1 pseudogene is annotated in these 748 nt (G+C 51.1%); it reads right to left on the minus strand.

The features are described from left to right. Nucleotides 1–748: pseudogene (locus ACTHUR_RS13750) on the minus strand (TolC family protein); the annotation flags it as partial.

The following is a 748-nucleotide window of genomic DNA, read 5'->3' on the forward strand; positions in this document are numbered from 1 at the left end:
GTATTCGGCGGCGCGCAGGTCGGGGCGGTTGGCCAAAACGGTAATCGGTACGTCCAAGTTCACGCCTTTGACAGGCAACAGGCGGAATTGTGCCGGATCGGCGGCCATGTTTTCAGACGGCCTTAAATTCAACAAATTACGCAAAACCTGTTTTTGCGTATCCAAATTGTTTTGCAAAGACAACAGGCTGTTTTCCGCGCTCAGCAATGACTGTTTGGCTTGGGTCGGCTGGCTTTAATCGGCCCTGCCGTAGCGGAACTTGGCATTCGCGATGCGGTTGATTTCCTGATATTGCTTCAGCGATTTTTTTGCTAACTCAATCGCTTCGTTCAGATAGGCGATATTGAAATACGCATCGGCGACATTATTAATCAAAGTCAGGCGTGTGTTGGCCATGTCTTCATGCGTGGCTTGATATTCCCATACCTGAGCATCGGCAGTGGCACTGAGTTTACGCCATAAATCCAATTCGTAGCTCAAGCCAAGCTGGCTGCTGAAGGTATTGCCGTGGCTGCCAGTTTTCAGGTTTTTAGAAGCGTTTGCGCCCAATGAGCCGCTGCACGAAGGCACCAAATCCGCACCCAAAATATTGGCTTGGTACAAAGCCTTGTTGACGCTGATGGCGGCCTGTTTCAAATCGACATTATTCGCCAACGCCTGCTCCATCAGCGCGTTGAGCTGCGGGCTTTGGTAGATTTCCCACCAGTTACCGTTTACATCGTAGCGTTCGGCAGTTTCGGCTGCGCTC

The sequence above is a fragment of the Neisseria sp. P0021.S007 genome, assembly GCF_051956855.1.